We start from the raw sequence: 21,819 nt of genomic DNA, 5'->3' as shown, positions 1-21,819 counted from the left end.
GAAGGGCGCTCTTTATACAGCTTTTACAGGCAAAGATCAAATACTGATCTATCCAACCAGCTCATATGTAAATTTGATAGCGGCCAATTATAAAGATCGAATGCCCTTAGGGAAAGTAAAAACTGCATTTAAATTAAACTAATTTGCTAAAATGTATTAAACCGCTCATTTTTAGCACATTTCTATATTAAAGAGAGTTAAATAAGGCCTCGCTCGGCAAACGAAACACACGTTTCACCTCCCACAATGATATGGTCAAGCACATTTATGTCTACTAATTGCAGTGCTTGCTGCAATTTATTGGTAATAAGCTTATCTGCTTGGCTTGGTTCAGCAATCCCACTTGGATGGTTATGAGCAAAGATAACAGCCGCTGCATTATTTTTAAGTGCCGCTTTAACAACCTCCCGCGGATACACACTTGCGGCATTTATTGTGCCGTAAAAAAGAATCTCATCTTTTACTAAGCGGTTTTGACTATCAAGATAAAGCACCATAAATACCTCTTGCTGTAGACCCCGCATTTGAATGGTTAGGTAATCGTATACTGAATTAGGGGAGTTAAACACGGCACCTCGTTGGCAGCGCTCCTGCATATAACGCTGACTTAATTCAAGTACCGCTTGTAATTGAACATACTTCGCCGTTCCCAATCCTTTTTGCGAACAAAATTCGTCCATGCTGGCATTAAACAAGTTATGTAATGTTTTATTTTCGTTCAGTAAGTGCTGAGCCAATTCTATTACGTTCATCCCCGGCAACCCGGTACGTAAAAATATGGCGAGGAGCTCTGCATCACTTAGCGCTTTAGCGCCTTTTTCGATAAGCTTTTCACGTGGGCGTTGAGCATTGGGCAGTGAAGTTAGTTGCATTTTTTCATCCTTGAATAACTCATGTGTCTTATAAATGTAATGCAAAATAAAAATTTAGCTTGTAATTTTAAATTAAAAACTTAGCTGAACGAGTAAAGATTTGTTATTTTAGGCGCCATATTTAATAAGATTGACAGACAACCATGATGACGTTAACAAACAAAAAAATTGTACTGGGTATTAGCGGTGGAATTGCAGCCTATAAATGCGCTGAGCTCGTAAGACGATTAAAAGAGCATGGTTGTGAAGTAAAAGTTGTCATGACTGAGTCAGCTAAGCATTTTATTACGCCACTCACAATGCAAGCCGTTAGCGGCGAGATAGTATCGGATTCATTGCTCGACCCTGCCGCTGAAGCCGCGATGGGACACATTGAGTTTGCCAAGTGGGCTGATCTTATTTTAGTCGCTCCTGCAACATGTAATATCATTGCAAAAATGGCGACCGGCATTGCAGACGACTTACTGACGACTTTACTGCTTGCGACCCCAGCAAAAGTTGCAGTAGCCCCAGCTATGAACCAGCAAATGTATGCACATGCTGCAACGCAAGCAAACCTAGCCACCTTGAAAGCGCGTAACGTACTTATTTGGGGCCCGGGTAAAGGAGAGCAAGCGTGTGGTGATGTTGGCTCAGGACGTATGCTTGAACCACATGAGCTTGTAGCGTTATGTGTTGAAAACCAACCTCCTCAAATTTTAGCTGGTAAAACAATTACGATCACCGCAGGCCCAACCCGTGAGCCGCTTGACCCTGTTAGGTTTATATCAAACCATAGCTCTGGAAAAATGGGTTACGCACTTGCAGAAGCCGCGTTGTTACTCGGTGCTAACGTTAATTTAATTTCTGGCCCTGTAACTATTAAAGCACCTATTGGTGCAAACCTAATAAATATAGAAAGCGCAGAGCAACTATTAAATGAAGCACTAGTATATGCACCGCAGTCGGATGCGTTTATTGGCTGCGCAGCTGTTGCCGATTACAGAGCTGGCGAAGTAGCGACTCAAAAAATAAAAAAACAAGGTGACGAGCTAACACTGACGTTAGTTAAAAACCCAGATGTAATTGCAGCGGTTGCTAATATAGAAAAAAACCGCCCTTACACTGTAGGTTTTGCCGCTGAAACGCAAAACGTTGAGAGTTATGCTAAAGATAAATTAGTTAATAAAAACCTAGATATGATATGCGCAAACGATGTATCGCAAAGTGGTTTAGGGTTTAATTCTGATCAAAACGCGTTGACTCTGTATTGGCAAAATAAACAGTTAGAATTGCCCGTTAGCAGTAAAAGTACAATTGCTTTAAAAGTGATCGAACAGCTGGCTAAACATCTATAAAAGGCTGGAAACAAACTGAATAAAACATTAACATATGCTTTTCATTTGAACAAAAAATGATTAACCCCAGCCAAGAATAACTAATAAAAAAGGAATGTTCATGCCTGCGACAAAAAGAAGTAATCGCAAAGAGCAAATACTGCAAGCACTCGCACAAATGTTAGAAACAAGCCCTGGTCAACGTATCACCACAGCTAAACTAGCTGCTGAGGTTGGTGTATCTGAAGCGGCTCTGTATCGTCATTTTCCTAGCAAAGCGCGCATGTTTGAAGGCTTAATCGAGTTTATTGAAGACACTCTTTTATCGCGCATTAACCTTATTTTAGAAAACGAAAAAGAAAGCCAAACCCGTGTTTATAATATTTTACTTTTACTTTTAACATTTGCCGAGAAAAACCCTGGTATTACCCGTATTTTAACCGGTGATGCGCTGCAAGGTGAACAAGAGCGCTTACGTGAACGCGTTCAAAGCTTTTTTGAAAAATTAGAGACCCAACTTAAACAAGTACTCAGAGAACGTAAGCTTCGTGAAGGTAAAAACTTCCAAAGTGATGAGCTTACACTGGCTAACTTTTTACTTGCCTATGTTGAAGGAAAAATGAATCAATTTGTGCGCAGTGACTTTAAAACTAAGCCAAGCGTGCAATTTGAAAAACAATGGCCTGAATTGCAAAAAATTTGGCTCTAACATAATTATACCCACTGAATTAATTTTTAAATAAAACGACCAAATGGTCGTTTTATTGTTTATACCTGTTACTTATCGCCACTACCTGCCTTCTATCCTATCTGGTCGAAATATTGGTCAAACTCGTTACAATAAAATAATGTTAAAAAACGAGATTCAATAATGAAAACAAAGCTCACCCTCCTAAGTTGCGCACTTATTACTGGCTTAGTCAGCACCGCGCCTAATGCAAAAGAGGCATTAGAATTCACAGATGTATTTAACTTTAAATCAGCCAAAGGCACACAATTATCTGAAGATGGACGTATTTTATCTTTAAGTGCCACGCCATACCGCGGCAATGCCGCAGGTCAGGTTTACTCTTTAACCTCAAATAGTTTAATCAGCGAAGTGGACCGCGGCACCAAGCCGTTTATAAACAAAGCAGCCAACTGGACTGCATTTATACAAGTACCCACATTACTCGAAAAAGAAACCACCAAGAAAAAAAACACGCTTAAAAATAACTTAGTACTAGTAAATACAGAAACAGGTGAGCAAAAACGTTTTGAGAATGTAAAAGACTACGCATTATCAAACGACGGGGTATGGCTTGCGTATCGTTTAGATAAAAAAGCAGATAAAACTGATAATGTAGAAAAAAATACCAAGGATGAGAGTGAAGATGAAGACAATAGCGCCATTTCACCTGACAAAAAAGACAAGGTTTACTCGCTCGTTATTGTTAATTTAAAAAACCAACAAAGTGAAACTATTGATAATGTTTTTAGTTACAGTATAAGTGCTACCAATGATCAGCTTTTACTAAGTCAAAGTTATCCTGATGGTAACGACAACCAAATAAAGCTAATCACACTAACATCTTTTAAAAGTGAAGTGCTAATTGATGAACCCGGTGTTATTGCTAATAAAATAGCATGGCACCCAATCGAAGCAACCGCAGCATTTACATTGGGTAATTATGTAAACGAAGATACTCGCCGTCGAAACCACTCACTACAATTATGGAAAAACGAAACACTTTTAACTATTGAATCTACAAACAAAGAGTGGACTATAGGCAAAACCGCAAAACTAAGCTGGTCAGAAAACGGTGAACGCCTATACTTTGAAAACCGACCAAAACTTGCAGCGAAAGTTAAAGCAAAAGAATTCGTAGATGAACCCTCACTCTATGACATTGCCACTATTCGCGATCAAAAAGGCTTGGATGTTTGGCATAATAAAGACCCAGAGATAAAACCACGAGAAAAACAGCAATGGAACGCGGTTAATAAGCACCTTCATTACGAAGCCGTATACCATGTAAATTCACAAAAAGTGGTTCAACTGAGTACCCCTGCAATGCCTAGTGTTGCTCTTAATACAGAACGCGATACTTCCTTGCTGGGCTCGTCAAATTCTCCCTATTTAGAAAAAATAATGTATGGCGGCTTTTTTGCAGATTACTACGCTGTAAACATCAATACAGGCAAGCAAACTCCTATTGTGGCTAACAGTCCTTTTAGACCTTCTCTTTCTCCTAATGGCTTATTTGCGGCTTACTTTGCTGACAACCAAATACAACTAAAAGAATTAGCTAACAATAAAGTTACTCCGGTTACACAAGCCATAAAAGCAACTTTTGCCGACGACAAACACGATTACCCTTCTACACAACCAGGCTATGGTTTTGCAGGCTGGATGAGCGATAGCAGCCAAGTACTTGCTTATAGCAAATATGATATTTGGGCGTTTAATGTAAACACCAATCAAGCTAAACGCTTAACAAATGGAAAGCAGACTAATACACAGTATCGCGTCATTAAGCTTGATAGAAACCAGGTAGCCTTTAAACAAGATGAAACACTGCTAGTTACTGCTGTTGACCTTCAAACAAAGCAAAGAGGGATTGCAAAGCTTGATTTAGAAAACACGACCATTACTGAAGTACTCAGTGGTGATAAACGTTTTGATATTGTTAAAAAAGCCAAGAAAGCAGATAAATACCTATTTACTGAACAGACTTATCATCAGTTCCCAGATTTCTATCAAACCGACTTAAGCTTTTTAACCACACAAAAAGTAACTGATTTGAACCCTCAAACCGCAAATTTTGCTTGGGGTGAAAAACCTGAACTGATTAGCTACAAAGGTTTTGATGGTGAAGACTTACAAGGTGTTTTAATAAAACCTGACGGTTACAAGAAAGGCGATAAAGTGCCTGTTGTTGTTTATTTTTATCGTTACATGAGCCAGCGTATGTTTGATTTTCCTAAAATGGAGTTAAATCATCGCCCTAATTTCCCAATGTTTACATCAAATGGCTACGCCATCTTTTTACCTGATATTCGTTTTGAAATAGGTCACCCGGGCAAATCGTCAACGCAAACCATGATCAACGCTACCCAAAAGTTAATAGATCTTGGTATTGCCGATCCAAACAAAATTGGCTTGCAAGGTCACTCATGGGCCGGGTACCAAAGTGCATTTATGATCACCCAAACAGATATGTTTAAAGCGGTTGTATCAGGCGCGCCGGTATCTAACATGACCAGCGCATACAGTGGCATACGCTTAAAGTCAGGCCTTGCTCGCCAGTTTCAATACGAAACAGGACAAAGCCGCATAGGTAAAAACTTATTTGAGGCACCAGAGTTATATATTGAAAACTCACCCGTATTTTTTGCTGACAAGGTCAATACGCCAATTTTAATCATGTTTGGAGACAAAGATGATGCGGTACCATGGCACGAAGGCGTACAGTATTATTTAGCACTTCGTCGTGCAGGCAAAGATGCCACTTTTTTACAGTATGAAGGTGAACCGCATCACCTTAAAAAATTCCCAAATCAGGTCGATTTTTCAGTCCGTATGATGCAGTACTTCGATCATTACCTAAAAGGTCAGCCTGCAGCTAAATGGATGATTGAAGGTGAAGCATTTATAAGTGAGTGAACTGAGACATTCATAAATAAACATGATAAAAGCTGATCAGAGTACTCAGACAGATAGAGGCCGATATTACTCAGTAATATCGACCTCTAAATAGTCAATTATTTTTCCAGCAACAAAAAAGCCGCGATAATCGCGGCTTTTTTTAAATTACTAATAATTACAAACCAGCACGGTCTTTAATTACAGGAATAAGCGCAGAACCTGCGTGATTGCCTTCAGCCCAGGCTATGTCGGCACCGTCTGACAATGAACTTTTAGATAAGTTTTTAACAATATACTCACCCGCATTTACTGCATTGTTGGCAACAGCATGACGCAATAAGTTATTACCGTTACATTGAATAGAATCATATATGTTACGAATTTTTACACGAGAGCTTTTTAACTTGCTACGTAAACGGTTTTTATCATCTGCTGCGATATACTCGCAAATAGATAGCGCTAGTTGATCATTAGCCTTTGCTGGAGCTGTGTACGAAAGTGAACCTGCAGCAATAGCAGAAATAACAACTAACTTTGATAATTTAAACATTATAGACCCTTGTTGGTACTTTATTCCTATGTTAACTGGTTAATATTGTACCAACCTAGTTAACCTTTCGCAATAATGTTAGCAGTATTTATACAAAGTTACGAATTTATAACTATGTTTATTTTTTTCGTCAGGCTGTTTTACTTGCTCTTCTTTCACTTCCCAATTTGCAATAGCTTGATAATCAGGGAACTGTGTATCACCTTCTACATCAAGATCAATAAAGGTTAAATATAAGCGCTCAGCTTGTGTTAAAAATTGCTGGTAAACATTTCCACCGCCTATAATCATGACCTCTTCAACACCGAAAACCAATCTCAGCGCGGCCTCTGGGCTTGTTGCAGTTTCAATACCCTCGGCCTTATAGTCAGTGTTGCGCGTAATAATAATATTGCGTCTACCAGGTAAAGGACGACCAATAGACTCAAAAGTTTTACGACCCATGATCACAGGCTTACCTGTAGTAACGGCTTTAAAATGTTGAAGATCTGCAGGTAAATGCCACGGCATTTTATTATCAAGACCAATAACACGGTTATTTGCCATAGCGGCAATCATTGAAATAATCACACTAAATACCTAGTACTTTATTATTAATAAACAAAAAAGGAGCCTATGCTCCTTTTTATATTTAATGAAAATTAACGTTCGTAGACTACTTCTACATCGTAATCATCTTCATCCCAGTCATCCCAATCATCATCATCGCCCTTAGTGGCTTTCTGATGGTAGGTATCCCACTTAAATTCTATTTCTTCATCTTCAACTTGCTCAAACTTCTCTTTAGGCATGCTATCAAGCAATGTCATAATGTCATGTATAAGCGGTTGAGTATGCAGCTTGTTAATAGCTGAGATTTGATAAATATTTTCAGACTCACCTAGCTCTTGTGCAATAGCATCGCATAGCGCTTGTGCTTCATCTTCAGGTAACAAATCTATTTTATTAAACACTAACCAACGAGGCTTTTCTGCAAGCTTAGGACTGTATTGATGCAGCTCATTTATAATTGCAAACGCATTATCGACTGGGTTTGATCCATCTACAGGCATTACGTCAATAATGTGCAATAACACACGACAACGTTCTAAATGCTTTAAGAAGCGGATACCTAAACCGGCACCATCAGACGCACCTTCAATCAACCCAGGTATATCAGCTATTACAAATGACTTGTTAGCTTCCGGACGCACTACACCTAAATTAGGAATAAGCGTTGTAAATGGGTAGTCAGCCACTTTAGGTCTTGCAGCAGACACGCTGCGAATAAAGGTCGATTTACCAGCATTTGGCAAACCTAGTAAACCTACGTCAGCTAGCAATAGTAACTCTAATTTTAAGTTACGTACTTCACCGGGTGTACCTAGTGTTTTTTGACGAGGCGCTCGGTTAGTACTTGATTTAAAACGTGCATTCCCCAAGCCGTGGAAACCACCTTTTGCAACCAAAATTCGTTGACCATGTTGGGTCAAATCACCAAGCCCTTCTTGCGTATCAACATCGGTTATACGTGTACCCACAGGGACCATTACAAACAAGTCGTCTGCTTTTTTACCTGTACAGTTTCGGCTACGTCCGTTTGTACCGCGCTCAGCTCTGTGAAAGCGCTCAAACTGATAGTCAATCAGGGTATTTAAGTTTTCATCAGCTTGTAGATAAACACTACCACCGTCTCCACCGTCACCGCCGTCAGGCCCACCATCTGGGACATATTTTTCACGTCGGAAAGACACGATACCGCTTCCGCCGTCTCCGGCCTCTGCGCGAATTTCTACTTCATCTACAAACTTCATGATTACTCACTTTAGGGATTGGCTTGCTAATTTATACATTATATACCGAAGCCAAACCGATTGCAGGCTTGGCTTTGGTATATATTTTTGTCTCAAAACAAAAAACCCCGCAAAGGCGGGGTTTTTTAACTACCTTACTGATTACTCAGTTACGATAGTTACGTATTTACGGTTTAAAGGACCTTTTTGTTCAAATTGAACTTTACCATCTGCTTTTGCAAAGATAGTGTGGTCTTTACCGATACCTACGTTTGTACCAGGGTGGAAACGTGTTCCACGCTGACGAACAATGATGCTACCCGCTAGAACTGATTCGCCACCAAAACGCTTAACACCTAGGCGTTTGCTTTCTGAATCGCGACCGTTACGAGTACTACCAGCTGCTTTTTTATGTGCCATTTCTAAGTACCTCTAATTAAGCGCTAATGCCAGTGATTTTAACTTCAGTGAACCATTGACGGTGGCCCATTTGCTTACGAGAATGCTTACGGCGTCTAAATTTAACAACCTTAATTTTCTCACCGCGACCATGTGAAACAACCTCAGCTGTTATCTTACCACCGTTTACGAACGGTACACCGATCTCGATCTTCTCACCATCAGCAACTAAAAGCACTGAATCAAATTCAACTGCCGCACCAGTTTCAACGTCTAATTTTTCAAGACGAATCGTTTGACCTTCAGTCACACGATGCTGTTTACCACCACTTTGGAAAACCGCGTACATAATTAACTCCGTCTGTGCACCCTCAAATCGGCGCAACTAAAATATTCTTCGATAGGGCGCGAAGTTTACGCTAACGCGAAATAACTAGCAAGCCTATTTTGTAATTAAAATGAATAAAAAGTAGCTGCTTTGAGAGCAATTCAATATTTTCTCTATTTTATATTAATTAAGCCTTTTGCCAAGCGCTTTTTAACTCTTTGCAAAAATAACCCTACTAATAAAATTGCAACCTGCGTCGACCATTATTCAAACTCAAAAACCACCTTTCACCGTCTAATAATTAAACACATTTGTGATTGAATTAAGCACTTATTAAGCACTTTAGGTAGGTTTTTTAAATCAATCGTCACAAAATATCGAGCTAGTGCGTTTTTTGTTGTACAATCTGCGCCGTTCACACATAAAAATTGGCTCGGAGATCAATGGATATAAAAGCTATCCAGGCGTTAATAGAAAGCGATATGAATGACGTCAATCAACTTATACATGCGCAAATGCGCTCAGATGTGGCGTTAGTAAACCAACTTGGTTTATACATAGTTAATAGCGGCGGTAAACGCGTTCGTCCTATGTTAGCTATTTTAGCTGCCAAAGCGCTAGGATATACTGGTAAAGACCACATTACACTTGCGACCATTGTTGAGTTTATTCACACCGCGACCTTATTACACGACGACGTTGTTGATGAGTCAAACTTACGCCGAGGCACCCCGACGGCTAACGCTGAATTTGGTAATGCTGCTAGCGTATTAGTTGGCGACTTTATATACACGCGCTCATTCCAGTTAATGGTTGGTTTAGGCAAAATGCAAATTATGCAAATACTCGCCGATGCAACCAATATAATTGCTGAAGGTGAAGTACTGCAACTTATGAATTGCAACGATCCAGACACAACCGAAGCCAGCTACATGCAAGTTATTTACTCTAAAACGGCTAAGCTGTTTGAGGCTGCTACCGGGCTTGCTGCTATTATTACCAATAATGATGAAGCCACACTCAATGCATTAAACTTATACGGTATGCACTTAGGTACGGCATTTCAGCTTGTTGACGACGTGCTTGATTATAACGCCGATGCAGACCAGCTAGGTAAAAATATAGGCGATGATCTAGCCGAAGGTAAGCCTACCCTACCACTTATATATGCAATGCAACACGGTAATGCGCATCAAACACAGTTAATTCGTGATGCAATTGAGCACAGTAATGGTATGGAACATTTAGAAGAGATTTTATCTACGTTAAAACAAACCAATGCGCTTGAGTTTACAATGCAAAAAGCAGAGCTTGAAGCCGATAAAGCAATTGCTTGCTTAGATTTTTTACCTGAATCTGAATACAAGCACGCATTGGTAAGCTTAGCCCGTATAGCCGTTGACCGTGATCACTAGCCTTAACGAGCCTGTTATTTAACACTAATAGTAAATAACATTCGAGCAACAAAAAAGCCTGCAAATGCAGGCTTTTTTAATGCTCATTCTGGCTATTACGCCATGAAATCAACACCTTCTTTGATGTCTTTTTTCAGTGTCTCAAGCATATCGTTCTTCGCTTTTTCTTCAAATGCGCTTAGCTCGCCGTAAGAAAGAATTTCTTCAACGCCGTTTTTACCTAAACGTACTGGGTGTGCAAAATACTCTGCATCACCATCTTCAACAGCAACGTATGCGTAATCTACAACATCTTCACCTTGTAGGCCTTTAACTAAAGACATACAAAAACGTGCTGCAGCAGCACCCATTGATAATGTAGCTGAACCACCACCTGCTTTAGCATTTACTACTTCAGTACCTGCATTTTGGATACGTGGAGTAAGTGCAGCAACTTCGTCTTCAGTGAAAGTTACGCCTTCAACTTGAGAAAGTAGAGGAAGAATAGTTGTGCCAGAGTGACCACCAATTACTGGTACTTTAACTGTAGCAACGTTTACGCCTTTAAGTTCAGCAACAAATGCTTCTGAACGAATCACGTCAAGCGTAGTAATACCAAATACACGGCTTGCATCGTATGTACCTGCTTTCTTGAACACTTCAGCAACAATCGGTACTGTGCCGTTTACTGGGTTAGTAATGATACCCACAAGTGCTTTAGGACAACTAGCTACAATGCCTTCAGCTAGTGTTTTAATGATACCGGCATTTACGTTAAATAAATCTGCACGATCCATACCTGGTTTACGTGGCATACCCGCTGGGATTAAAACAATATCAGCACCGTCAAGCGCTTTGTTTAAATCGTCTGCGCCAAAACCTGCTACTTTAACATCAGTTGGGATGTGTGATAGGTCAACAGCAACACCTGGTACAACTGGTGCAACATCGTAAAGTGATAATTCAGAACCAGCTGGTAAGCCTGTTTTTAATAGTAAAGACAATGCTTGACCGATACCGCCTGCAGCACCTAATACAGCAACTTTCATTGGAATTCTCCGTCATTTGAGGTAGGAAATACTTGTGGCCCTTAAGATAATGAAATTAGCGCCTAAAAACAAATTTATCGGGCCTATTTTGCGATATTTTCGACCATAGTTGTAAACTTTGGTGGTTTATCGCATCAAACTGTCAAGTTGACTAAACAACTGCTGCATAATTATTCATTTTTGTGTAGTATTTACAGCATAAATAACAATAATGAATAAAGACTATGCAACCTCAAGATAAACAAGAAGCATTGGTAAAAGCGTTTAAATCACTTTTAAAAGAAGAAAACTTTGGCTCTCAAGGCGAAATAGTTGATGCGCTTAAAGAGCAAGGCTTTGACAATATAAGCCAGAGTAAAGTGTCACGCATGTTAAGTAAGTTTGGTGCTGTGCGTACCCGCAACGCTAAACAAGAAATGGTTTACTGCCTACCCGCTGAAATGGGAGTGCCGACAGCTAAAAGCCCATTACGCCAGTTAGTCATTGATATTATGCATAATGAAATGATGATCATTATTCGCACCAGTCCAGGCGCTGCGCAGCTTATTGCCCGCTTACTTGACTCGTTAGGAAAGGCCGATGGTGTATTAGGTACTATTGCCGGAGACGATACTATATTTATTGCCCCAGCTAAAATTTCTGAAATAGACGTTACGCTTGAACGAGTACGTATTTTATTTGATACGGTTTAAATTTGCTTTAAAAACCCAGCTGAGGGGGCAAAAAAAGCAGACCCCATATCGGCTTGAGTAAAATCAAGCCAATGGTCGTAACACTCCCCCTCCCCTAAACGGCTATTTAATACAGCCTCAAATGCAGTACCAGTACTTGCGCAGCTTATGCATAACATACCTTGCTCATAAACATCGCCATAAGGCATGCTTTGATTCAACAAAAGGGGTTGCCCCTCTTCATCTTTTAACTCACTACGCGTGGCATGACTGGTATTTAGTGCTGGGGTTATAAGCGTATTATCAAGTCGTGTACGGCCCATAATTTGCTCTTGCTCACTGAGCGATAAGTGCTGCCAAACAGTTAAGTCGTGTTTATAGCGCTGAACATGAATATAACTTCCCTGATCTTCAAAACAACCAGGTTTATTAATTAAAGCAGTTGAACGCTTTTTTCTTCCGTGTGGCGTATCACCACCATAAATAAAACCATTAAAATCTCGGCCATCTAAAAAACGAAAGTTACGTATTTGCTCCACAAGCTCGACATCAGGTGCAAAAAGCTTTAAAACTTGCAATGCAAATAAGTGGTTTACGTCTTCTCTGTCTGAACGCACCTGCACAAACAAGTCACACGGCTGAACACTCATTTGGTGATCTGGATGATTTATATTTGGAAAGCTTTGCAGCTCACTAGGAATATACTCAGGAAGAATATGAGGCCAATATTGGGCGCCAATGGCAACAACGCACGACAACATCGACTCTGAAAACTGATCATTAAACTCTTCTTCAATTGCGCTTACTTGTTTTAATTTAGCGCGCAATGATTCGTCTTGACCATCAAACACATTAAAAAATAAATGCAAACCATGCAGGTTTGCTTCAGCACAAATCCCAGATTGCGCTTGCGCCATTGTTATTCCTCAGTTTTACAGATATGTACACAGTGAATCACATTAACTATGATTCAAAAAAATTCACTGTGTGGGGTTTTATTTTTATTATAACCTGCTCATTGATTTCAAATGATTGGCCATATTGCGCTTCAACTTCAAGCGTTTGTTCGGCTATAACAACTTTATAAACATACGCAGAGCCAATAAAGCGACGACTTAATATTGTAGCCCGTTTACTGAGTTTGTCACTTTGACACTCTTGCACAAGTTCAATTTGGTGAGGTCGCACATATAACTCACCACTACATGGATAGCAGCTCGTTTGCATATCTGACTCAACGGTGCCAAAAGGTGTTTTATATTCAGTAGCCGTTAATGCTTCTGCGGATAAGTATATGCCTTGACCTAGAAACTCTGCAACCACCTTTGACCTAGGAGCAGCAAAAAGCTGCTCTGGCGTGCCTTGTTGGGCAATACTACCGCGATCCATAATGGCAAGCGTATCAGAAAAAGCAAAAGCCTCTTCTTTTGAATGGGTAACAAATACCGCTGATACTTGTTGCGCCTTAATAATACGGCGAATATCTGCAATTAATTCAAAACGAACTTGGGTATCTATATTTGAAAACGGCTCATCAAGAAGTAGTAAACTTGGTTTATAAGCCAACGCACGGGCAATCGCAACGCGTTGCTGCTGCCCACCAGAAAGCTGGTGAGGAAATCTATCTGCGCAACCAGACAAATGCACTAACTGAAGCATTTCATCCACACGCTGTTGTTTTTCGGATTGGCTCATTTTACCTAACCCAAACGCAATGTTATTTGCTACGCTTAGATGAGGAAACAACGCGTAATCTTGAAACATCATACCTATATTTCGGTGCTCTGGTGCAATAAATGTTGACTCATCACTTACCAGCTTGCCATCTATAAATACACTTCCATGCTTGGCCTCAACTAAACCTGCAATGGCTTTTAATGTGGTGGTTTTACCGCAGCCACTGGCACCAAGCAAGCATACAATCTCATCTTTACCCACGGTTAAGTCTAATTTTTCGATCACCTTTGTACCGTTATAGTGATAGCTGACACCTTGCAAAATTAAACTACTCATTTAAGTGTGTTGCTCCATAGAACGATTAATAAAATACAAGGGGATAAATCCAACAATAACAATAGATAAAGCAGATATAGAAGCCAGCTCTAACTGCTCATCACTCACGTACTGAAAAACATGCGTTGCTAGACTTTCAAAGTTAAATGGTCTGAGTAATAACGCAGCAGGAAGTTCTTTCATGCATTCAATAAAAACGAGTAAGGCAGCTGTCAGTAAGCCTCTTCTTAATAAAGGTAGGTGCACTAAACGCAATGTTTGGCCTTGGCTTTTACCCATAGACTGGCTTGCCATATCAAGTGATGGACTAATACGCACAAAGCTCGACTCTATCGCTCCGTGAGCAATGGCATAAAACCGAACGACATAAGCAATCACAATAGTAAACACACTGCCTGTTAGTAACAAACCTATGTCTAAATTATAAGGCTCTAATACATTATTAATACTACTTTCTAACAGTGTTAGAGGTAATAAAACGGCAATTGCTAATACGGTGCCAGGCAATGCATAACCCGTACTCGCTAGTCGCCCAGGAACGAGAGGGTAAGACTGTGTTGCTATACGCTGATAAAAAACAACAAAAACACCTAATGTAATTGTTATTACGCTCACAACGCCTGCCACTTTTAGGCTTTGCCACGCATAATTAAAAAACTCAGCACTCCATGCTTTTTCAAAGTAGGTAATGGCGTAATTAAGTAATACTGCAATCGGGATCACAAAAGATACAAGCAAAACCGTGCCACAAAATGCCGTTGCTAACCAAGCCGACTTTCCCTTTAAAATATAAAGTGCTTCGCTATTTACGCCCGATTGGCGTTCAAATACAGCTTGATTACGACGACTAAAGCGCTCTGCCATAAGCGCTAAAAATAGTAGTAACAGCATGACACCTGATATTTTTGCAGCAGCAGTCAAGGAGTAATAACCAAACCATGTATCGTATACCGCGGTTGTGAGCGTGCTAACAGCAAAATAACTTACTGTTGCAAAATCGGCCATTGTTTCCATACTAATAAGCGCAAGGGCGGCAACAATAGAACCACGAGATAATACAAGACTCACTTTAAAAAAACTTTTAGTTGGGGAAAGTCCCATTAGTTGACTTGCCTGTACCAATTTAAAAGACTGCTCTCTCAAAGCCGTTTTAAAAATTAAAAATAAGTATGGGTAAAGCACCAAGGCAATCATGACTATTGCGCCAGGCAGGGTACGTATATCAAAAAACCAATAGTCACTGGGAGATTGCCAGCCAAACCACTCCCTTAGAGTAATTTGCACTGGCCCTGCGTAATCAAGTAAATCAGTATACACGTAGGCAATAATGTAAGTAGGCATAGCAAGGGGCAGCATGAGCGCCCATTCAAAATGTTTTTTACCAGGAAAGTTACAATAAGCAGTTAGCCAACCAAGTGGCAACGCTATAACACTACTGAGTGCACACACACCTAATATAAGTAGTACAGTATTAGAAATGTAATCCCAAAGCACAGTGTCCCAAAGGTGAGTAAAAACCTCTGAGTTGCCTTGTAGCGATTCAAAAAGAAGGAAGAACAACGGGGCCGACAAAACTAAACCTGTCGACCACGCGAATAGCTGCCATTTAGACAGCTTAAATTTATAAGTCATTAAAGATCGAACTTCACCTCATCAATTAACTTAAGCGCTAACGGACGATATTTACTGATCTCATCAAGTGGCAAGCTATCTTCTTTAAAGCTGCCCCATGATGCAACCAAACTGGATAATTGCACACCAGGCTTAACTGGGTATTCCATATTAAGCGATGCATACATGTTTTGCGCTTTATTGTCGGTCATATACTCTATGAGTTTCAAGGCATTTTCAGGGTTTTTAGCATATTTAGTAATAACGGCCCCCGAAACATTGATATGTGAACCACGATCAGTTTGATTAGGGAAATTAATGTGTACCGCCTCAGCCCATGTTTTTTGTTCTTCGTCTTGTAACATTTTACCTAAGTAGTAACTATTGCCTAACGCAAGATTACATAGCCCCTCTTTAACGGCTTTAACTTGAGCACGGTCATTGCCTTGTGGTTTACGTGCTAAATTAGCCTTGACGCCTTCAAGCCATGTTTTAGTTTGCGCTTCACCGTGATGAGCAATCATTGAAGCAACTAACCCTAGGTTATATGGATGTTTACCTGAACGAGTACAAATTTGCCCTTTATACTTTGTATCGGCTAGTTCTTCGTAAGTGAGCTTTGGTAATGCGCCCAAACGATCTTTCGACGAATATACATTTCGCACGCGTTTTGTTAGCGCAACCCATTGACCATCTCCATCTCGAAAAGCAGAAGGTACGTTAGCATTTACATTATTGCTATTAATTGTTTGAGTTAAGTTTAAATCTTCTAATTGAATGAGTGCACTAAAATTAGAAGTAAGAACTAAATCAGCTTTACTATGTTTACCTTCGCGTTTTACACGCTCGATTAAGCCTTTTTTAGCAAACACAACATTTGTTTTAATACCGGTTTGTTTAGTAAAGTCGTCTAAAATAGGTTGTATTAAAAAAGGTTGGCGAAAAGAGTAAATATTAACAACATCATTTGCAAAGGCTGGCGCCGATACGATAAACCCTAAAGCGATAGCGAGTGTTTTCTTCATTATTCCACCTAAATAGTAATTATTATCAATAATTCTACCGTGAACAGTTAAAAAGTGCACACCCTAAATACCCATAAATACTAAAAAAGCGTCCAAAACAGAAATACCCTGTAAGAGATATCTCACGGAAGTGGCAGCTTATAAGTAAAACACCGATTAAAAACCTACCAAAAACAATATAAGTCATTGATATTAAATAACAATATAATATTTAACAATAATAATACATAAACTATTTAGCGTTTTTGTCCTACTTTAGTTGGACCATCCACCTATAATTAACACATCAACTAAGCAATGACGCTTAACGAGTAAAAGGACAGGGATCAATTACTCGCAAACCAGTGACTGGTTATGAAGGATAACACGGAGTTAGGACAGGCTCAGGATGAGCATCGCAACGGAGTGTTAATAAACGGACAGCATCAGGAAGATGCACAAAGGAGTGCAACATTGGAGTGTTGCTTAACAGGAAGTTGAAGGAATATAAAGGACAGGCCTTAACAGGCAACACAATGGACTGATAACAACACGGAAGCACTAGGACGTGCAAATGAAGGATTTGGTAATAGGTTTTACCACAACAGGGCGTTTAGGAATAAAGGAGATAAGCCCGGATTGGCTTATATTGCATAGAACTAAAAAGTAATATAGCAATAAACATGGAACAGTAAAAATTGGAGTTGATTAAGTTCAATTGCAGGATGCAGAAAATTAGAAGATTCCGCAAGCGCGCCTAGAGATAGAGCGCGCTTTTCTTTGCCCTAAATTTAATACTACCACTCAATACAATCGGTATTAGAGAGACTCTGGTCTGCCTTTATTTCGTTTTCCCATAAGATACGCATCTCTAAACTTTATAAAGTGGTCCTCAAGCTTTTTAGCTGCATCCATTTCACCCGCGAGTGCCAGCACTAAAATACCCACTTCAGCTGTGCCTAATTGATGCGCATGAGGCGCAACTCGTAAGCGATAATCTGATAACTTATCAGCTGTTATAGACAATACGGGCAAGTTATCTAAATATGGGCTTTTACGAATCATTTTTTTCGCTTCACGCCATGTACCATCTAAAAATATGAATAGCGGCTTTTTATTAGGCTCAATATTCACTTGCGTAATAGCTCGCCCCTCTTCTACATCCTCAGCAGGAAAAATAACCATTGGCTGATATTGCTCATCTTTAATAAGCGCTATTAGCGCATCATCTGGATTAGTCCTATCCCATTTAAAAGCATGGTTATCGGGTATAATTTCGGCAATTAAACGCCCCGTATTCGAAGGTTTAAAACTTTCGTTATGGTACATCAATAAACACACTGCAGCATCGCACTGCGCTTTCTCTACGCCTTCGCAAATACAGTAGTGCTTTGCAATTAAGCATTGCTCACAACGTGCTAACTTAGCGCCACGGGCATTAAATTCGCGACGAGATTCACTAATTTGCTGAGCGCGTAATACCAGTACTGAATTATGGGAAGAGTGAGTCACAGTGATTAATTACCTTAAATTTGATCGGCGCATATTGTAGCTAAAAACGTGATGAATAGATATCAGCTATCAGCTCAAAATAAAATGGCATTTTATTAAAGCAAGTTTTGTTTATGTTTGGATTAACAGCTATAAAACAAAAAACCCAAGCCGAAGCTTGGGTTTTAAAAAAGCGTTGCTAGTTAAAAGAACTTACTTCTTCTTTTTAACTGCTTTTTTGTTTGGTAAATCAGTGATTGAACCTTCAAAAATTTCAGCTGCAAGGCCAATTGATTCGTTCAATGTTGGGTGAGCATGAATAGTAAGTGCTAAGTCTTCACCATCTGCACCCATTTCAATACCTAAACCGATTTCGCCAAGCATTTCGCCCGCGTTAATACCAATCATAGCACCACCAATTATACGGCCGCTTTCTTTATCAAAGATAAGCTTAGTAGAACCCTCAGTACGAGAAGATGCAATTGCACGACCTGAAGCAGCCCACGGGAATACCGCAGTTTCAATGCTTAAACCTTGCTCTTTAGCTTCTTTCTCAGTAACACCTACCCATGCAATTTCTGGGTCAGTGTAGGCAATTGAAGGAATACATTTAGGATCGAAGAAGTGCTTCTGACCAGAGATAACTTCTGCAGCAACATGACCTTCATGAACCGCTTTATGCGCAAGCATAGGCTGGCCAACTAAGTCACCAATTGCAAAAATATTGCTTACATTAGTACGTAACTGTTTATCAACGTTAATAAAACCACGCTCATCTACATTTACGCCTGCTTTTTCAGCATCAAGTAAATTACCGTTAGGCGTACGACCTACTGCAACAAGTACTTTGTCGTAACGTACTGGCTCAGCTGGTGCATTTTTACCTTCAAATGTAACGTATAAGCCATCGTCTTTCGCTTCAACAGCAACAACTTTAGTTGAAAGCATAACGTTAAACTTATCGCTTACGTATTTTTGGTAAATTTTGATAATATCTTTATCAGCTGCAGGAACTAATTGATCAGCAAATTCTACTACATCAATGGCAGAACCTAATGCGCGGTAAACAGTACCCATTTCAAGACCGATGATACCACCGCCTAAAACAAGTAGTTTTTCAGGAATATCTTTAAGCTCTAATGCGCCAGTTGAGTCAATTACACGGTCATCTTCTGGGATGAAAGGTAAGTTAACTGGTTTTGAACCTGCGGCAATAATAGCATTGTCGAATGTGATAGTAGTTGTACCGTCAGCACCTTCAACAGCTAACGTGTTGCTGCCAGTAAATTTACCATAGCCTGGTACAACTTTAACTTTACGCATTTTAGCCATGCCGTCTAAGCCGCCCGTAAGCTGACCAACAACAGACTCTTTCCAAGAACGGATTTTGTCTAAGTCAATTTGCGGTGCACCAAAAGTAACACCATGAGATGACATTTCTGCAGCGTCATCAATTACTTTAGCTACGTGTAAAAGTGCTTTTGAAGGAATACAACCAACATTAAGACATACGCCGCCTAATGTTTCACGCGATTCTACTAATGTAACTTCTAAGCCCAAGTCAGCAGCACGGAAAGCCGCAGAGTAACCACCAGGACCACCGCCTAGTACAACAACTTGAGTTTTTAATTCGTTGCTCATGCTATTACCTTAATTGTTTGAACGGGACACTGCCCTAAAATTTAACTGCCATGTTTCTGCATGGGCAGAAAATCAGAGCAATTCACAAATAGTGCAAAGATTGTATCATTGCATATAGTAAAAATCCCAGCTAAAAACAACTGGCTGGGATTTGATTTTGTTCATATTGTAGCGATTACATCACTAATTGACGTATGTCGCTCATGTAGCTAGCAAGCGTTGCGGTAAAGCGTGCAGCTAGAGCACCGTCGATCACACGGTGATCGTACGACATAGACAACGGAACCATTAATTTAGGCTCAAAGTCTTTACCGTTCCACTTAGGTTTCATTTCAGATTTAGATACACCTAAAATTGCAACCTCTGGTGCATTAACAATCGGCGTAAATGCCGTACCACCAATACCGCCTAAACTTGAAATAGTAAAACAACCGCCTTGCATATCTGATGCAGTTAGCTTGCCTTCACGCGCTTTTTTAGACACTTCCATTAGCTCACGAGATAGCTCAATAATGCCTTTTTTGTCCACGTCTTTAAACACTGGAACAACTAAGCCATTAGGCGTATCTACTGCCACACCAATATTAATGTACTTTTTAAGAATCAAGCTTTCGCCATCTTCAGACAGCGACGAGTTAAACGTTGGGAACTCAGCAAGTACTTTAGCCGCGGCTTTCATCACAAACACTAGTGGTGTGATTTTAACGCCAAGCTTTTTCTTCTCGCTTAAAACGTTTTGTTCTTTACGGAATACTTCAAGGCTTGTGATATCTGCTTCGTCGAACTGTGTAACATGCGGGATTTGTACCCAGTTACGGTGTAAGTTTTTACCCGATAGCTTTTGAATGCGAGACAGTTTTTTCTCTTCAATTTCACCAAATTTAGCAAAATCTACTTTTGGCCAAGGAATTAAGCCAAGCTCACTGCCACCAGTATTACCTGCTGATGCTGAAACTTGACCAGACTCAACTTGCTTCACTAAGCTTTTAACATAGTTTTGCACGTCTTCTTTAACCACACGGTTTTTACGACCCGTGCCTTTTACGTTCGCTAAGTTAATACCAAACTCACGTGCTAAACGTCGAACAACGGGCGATGCATGAGCATACGCGCTATTGTTTTCAAAACTTTCGTTGCTAGCTTTAGCTACAGGCGCAGCCTGTGCTGGCGCTGACTCTGTTTTAGCAGGTGCCGCCACTGGCTTTTGTTCAGCAGGTGCTGAAGCTTTTGCTGGCGCACTGCCTGCAACTTCAAATACAAAAATAAGTGAACCAGTTTTTACTTTATCGCCCGCTGCTACTTTAATTTCTTTAACTGTACCTGCAAATGGCGCTGGTACTTCCATAGCCGCTTTGTCGCCTTCAACGTTTAAGATAGATTGCTCTTCTTCAACGGTATCACCAACAGCAACCATGATTTCAGTTACTTCAACTTCGTCGTCGCCAATATCAGGGACGTTTACTTCTTTTATGCTTGGCTCGGCGCTTTGAGCAGGCTCTGCTGGTGCAGACTCTTGCTTGGGCGCATCTGATGCTGGTGCGCTCGAACCGGCAACCTCAAAAACAAATACTAATGAGCCTGTTTTTACTGTATCGCCAGTGGCTACTTTTATTTCTTTTACAGTACCAGCAAACGGTGCAGGTACTTCCATGGCTGCTTTGTCGCCTTCAACGTTTAAGATAGATTGCTCTTCCTCAACGGTATCGCCAACAGCAACCATGATTTCAGTTACTTCAACTTCGTCATCACCAATGTCTGGTACGGTTACTTCTTTAGTTGAAGAGCCTGAAACTTGTGCTGGTGCCGCCGATTCAGCAGGTGCTTCAGGTGCTGAATCAGCACCTGCGCTTTCGCCTTCAAATATAAATACTAAAGAGCCCGTTGTTACTGTATCGCCAACATTTACTTTAATTTCTTTTACGGTACCCGCTTGCGCAGCAGGTACTTCCATTGAGGCTTTGTCGCCTTCAACTGTCAGTAAAGATTGGTCAACATCTACTTTGTCACCAACGCTTACTAAGATTTCGGTTACTTCTACGTCATCGCCGCCGATATCTGGAACATTAATTTCAATACTCAT

19 protein-coding genes are annotated in these 21,819 nt (G+C 40.2%); 5 read left to right on the top strand and 14 right to left on the bottom strand.

The window, feature by feature from the left end; translation table 11 throughout:
• Positions 1 to 197: 197 nt before the first annotated feature.
• On the bottom strand, positions 198 to 872 hold the full coding sequence (radC, locus tag MTF67_RS11510; RefSeq protein WP_248519587.1) for a DNA repair protein RadC: 675 nt from the start codon (positions 870 to 872) through the stop codon (positions 198 to 200).
• Positions 873 to 1,015: 143 nt separating this feature from the next.
• Between radC and coaBC the strand changes: the two genes are divergently transcribed.
• The 3 genes from coaBC to MTF67_RS11495 all read left to right on the top strand — a co-directional run bounded on the left by coaBC (position 1,016) and on the right by MTF67_RS11495 (position 5,834).
• Positions 1,016 to 2,209, top strand: coding sequence for a bifunctional phosphopantothenoylcysteine decarboxylase/phosphopantothenate--cysteine ligase CoaBC (coaBC, locus tag MTF67_RS11505; RefSeq protein WP_248519586.1), 1,194 nt, complete (start codon positions 1,016 to 1,018; stop codon positions 2,207 to 2,209).
• Between the two features lie 100 nt (positions 2,210 to 2,309).
• Positions 2,310 to 2,897 (top strand): nucleoid occlusion factor SlmA, encoded by a 588-nt coding sequence (slmA, locus tag MTF67_RS11500; protein WP_006794533.1) that lies wholly within the window; start codon positions 2,310 to 2,312, stop codon positions 2,895 to 2,897.
• Between the two features lie 162 nt (positions 2,898 to 3,059).
• The gene (locus MTF67_RS11495; protein ID WP_248519585.1) at positions 3,060 to 5,834 is read left to right on the top strand and encodes a prolyl oligopeptidase family serine peptidase; all 2,775 of its coding nucleotides are present in this window, start codon (positions 3,060 to 3,062) and stop codon (positions 5,832 to 5,834) included.
• 157 nt (positions 5,835 to 5,991) lie between these two features.
• On the opposite strand, the gene MTF67_RS11490 is transcribed toward MTF67_RS11495, so the two are convergent.
• The 5 genes from MTF67_RS11490 to rplU all read right to left on the bottom strand — a co-directional run bounded on the left by MTF67_RS11490 (position 5,992) and on the right by rplU (position 8,886).
• Entirely contained in the window at positions 5,992 to 6,366 is a 375-nt protein-coding gene (locus MTF67_RS11490; RefSeq protein ID WP_248519584.1) for a DUF3718 domain-containing protein, read from the bottom strand.
• Positions 6,367 to 6,444: 78 nt separating this feature from the next.
• Positions 6,445 to 6,936, bottom strand: coding sequence for a type 3 dihydrofolate reductase (gene folA / locus MTF67_RS11485; RefSeq protein ID WP_248519583.1), 492 nt, complete (start codon positions 6,934 to 6,936; stop codon positions 6,445 to 6,447).
• Positions 6,937 to 7,007: 71 nt separating this feature from the next.
• Positions 7,008 to 8,159, bottom strand: coding sequence for an Obg family GTPase CgtA (gene cgtA, locus MTF67_RS11480; protein WP_006794537.1), 1,152 nt, complete (start codon positions 8,157 to 8,159; stop codon positions 7,008 to 7,010).
• A 141-nt stretch (positions 8,160 to 8,300) separates the two neighbouring features.
• A complete protein-coding gene (gene rpmA, locus MTF67_RS11475; protein WP_002957747.1) occupies positions 8,301 to 8,558 on the bottom strand; it encodes a 50S ribosomal protein L27 in 258 nt (85 codons plus the stop codon).
• 16 nt (positions 8,559 to 8,574) lie between these two features.
• Complete coding sequence (gene rplU, locus MTF67_RS11470) at positions 8,575 to 8,886, bottom strand: 50S ribosomal protein L21 (RefSeq protein ID WP_006794538.1); 312 nt, start codon at positions 8,884 to 8,886, stop codon at positions 8,575 to 8,577.
• A gap of 422 nt (positions 8,887 to 9,308) precedes the next feature.
• On the opposite strand from rplU, the gene ispB reads away from it, so the two are divergent.
• Positions 9,309 to 10,280: an octaprenyl diphosphate synthase gene (ispB, locus tag MTF67_RS11465; protein ID WP_248519582.1), complete on the top strand. Its 972-nt coding sequence runs from the start codon at positions 9,309 to 9,311 to the stop codon at positions 10,278 to 10,280.
• 95 nt (positions 10,281 to 10,375) lie between these two features.
• Here the strand turns inward: ispB and mdh are convergent, their stop codons facing one another.
• Complete coding sequence (mdh, locus tag MTF67_RS11460; protein ID WP_248519581.1) at positions 10,376 to 11,308, bottom strand: malate dehydrogenase; 933 nt, start codon at positions 11,306 to 11,308, stop codon at positions 10,376 to 10,378.
• 224 nt (positions 11,309 to 11,532) lie between these two features.
• Here mdh and argR point away from each other — a divergent pair, with 224 nt between their 5' ends.
• A complete protein-coding gene (gene argR, locus MTF67_RS11455; RefSeq protein WP_006794541.1) occupies positions 11,533 to 12,000 on the top strand; it encodes a transcriptional regulator ArgR in 468 nt (155 codons plus the stop codon).
• Here the strand turns inward: argR and MTF67_RS11450 are convergent.
• The 7 genes from MTF67_RS11450 to aceF form a co-directional block, all read right to left on the bottom strand.
• Positions 11,997 to 12,896, bottom strand: coding sequence for a Dyp-type peroxidase (locus MTF67_RS11450; protein WP_248519580.1), 900 nt, complete (start codon positions 12,894 to 12,896; stop codon positions 11,997 to 11,999). The two genes, argR and MTF67_RS11450, sit on opposite strands and share 4 nt — an antisense overlap.
• A gap of 46 nt (positions 12,897 to 12,942) precedes the next feature.
• Positions 12,943 to 13,992 carry an ABC transporter ATP-binding protein gene (locus MTF67_RS11445; protein ID WP_248519579.1) on the bottom strand — a complete coding sequence of 350 codons (1,050 nt, stop codon included), beginning with the start codon at positions 13,990 to 13,992 and terminating at the stop codon, positions 12,943 to 12,945.
• A complete protein-coding gene (locus MTF67_RS11440; RefSeq protein ID WP_248519578.1) occupies positions 13,993 to 15,624 on the bottom strand; it encodes an iron ABC transporter permease in 1,632 nt (543 codons plus the stop codon).
• A complete protein-coding gene (locus tag MTF67_RS11435) occupies positions 15,624 to 16,628 on the bottom strand; it encodes an extracellular solute-binding protein (RefSeq protein ID WP_248519577.1) in 1,005 nt (334 codons plus the stop codon). The genes MTF67_RS11440 and MTF67_RS11435 overlap by 1 nt, the downstream gene beginning before the upstream one ends.
• Before the next feature lie 798 nt (positions 16,629 to 17,426).
• A complete protein-coding gene (locus MTF67_RS11430; protein WP_248519576.1) occupies positions 17,427 to 18,119 on the bottom strand; it encodes a DTW domain-containing protein in 693 nt (230 codons plus the stop codon).
• A gap of 192 nt (positions 18,120 to 18,311) precedes the next feature.
• Positions 18,312 to 19,739 (bottom strand): dihydrolipoyl dehydrogenase, encoded by a 1,428-nt coding sequence (gene lpdA, locus MTF67_RS11425; RefSeq protein WP_006794548.1) that lies wholly within the window; start codon positions 19,737 to 19,739, stop codon positions 18,312 to 18,314.
• A gap of 175 nt (positions 19,740 to 19,914) precedes the next feature.
• The gene (gene aceF, locus MTF67_RS11420) at positions 19,915 to 21,819 is read right to left on the bottom strand and encodes a pyruvate dehydrogenase complex dihydrolipoyllysine-residue acetyltransferase (protein ID WP_248519575.1); all 1,905 of its coding nucleotides are present in this window, start codon (positions 21,817 to 21,819) and stop codon (positions 19,915 to 19,917) included.

This window comes from Pseudoalteromonas sp. 2CM32C (assembly GCF_023161925.1).
Classification (GTDB): domain Bacteria; phylum Pseudomonadota; class Gammaproteobacteria; order Enterobacterales; family Alteromonadaceae; genus Pseudoalteromonas; species Pseudoalteromonas marina.
Note: the sequence above shows the minus strand (reverse complement) of the source record. Positions and strands in the feature narration are given on the sequence as shown.